Origin of the sequence: Staphylococcus sp. NWU MKU2, assembly GCF_033283605.1 — a bacterium.
GTDB lineage: Bacteria > Bacillota > Bacilli > Staphylococcales > Staphylococcaceae > Staphylococcus > Staphylococcus haemolyticus.
The window spans coordinates 1-536 of sequence record NZ_JAVSMH010000028.1; the positions used below are offsets into that span (position 1 = coordinate 1).

Sequence of the window (536 nt, forward strand, 5' to 3'; positions counted from 1 at the left end):
GGCTCTACGTCAAATCGGACTGATGAGTCCAAATATTGAGATTAAGCAACCTTAGGTTGTTTAATCTCTTTTTTTGTTGTTGAGGCAAATAGTCGCGAAGTTATAATAATTCGATTACGCAAATTATCATAATTTCTATAACCAAAAGATACCCTTTTGATGAGTTTGATTTTATTATTAATTCCTTCTAACGGACCGTTGGTCAGGTTAGAATATGTCATAGTATTTTCAATGAAAGCTGATAATCGTCGTAAAGTTCTAATGACTGGGCGTAATTTAGGACACACATCTGAAAGATGAATAGAAAAGAGTTTATCATTAAATTTCTCTATTTGATTTTCTTTTAATAATCTTCTTAGCTCATGAACGTAGTGATATGTATTAAATAATTCTACATCTACACCTAATAAGTAATTTATAATGCCTTTTTCGGTTTTCCACTCTTTAAATAAATGGACTTTATGATAATTAAATGCTTCTAGCGTTTCAAAAGGTTTAAGAAATAGTTTCCAATAACTTTTATATTTATTATAAAG

General features: G+C 29.1%; 1 protein-coding gene. It reads right to left on the reverse strand.

The window, feature by feature from the left end:
- Positions 1-41: 41 nt before the first annotated feature.
- The coding region (locus tag SBL15_RS12965) for a transposase (RefSeq protein WP_317956236.1) at positions 42-536 on the reverse strand (495 nt) is incomplete at its 5' end.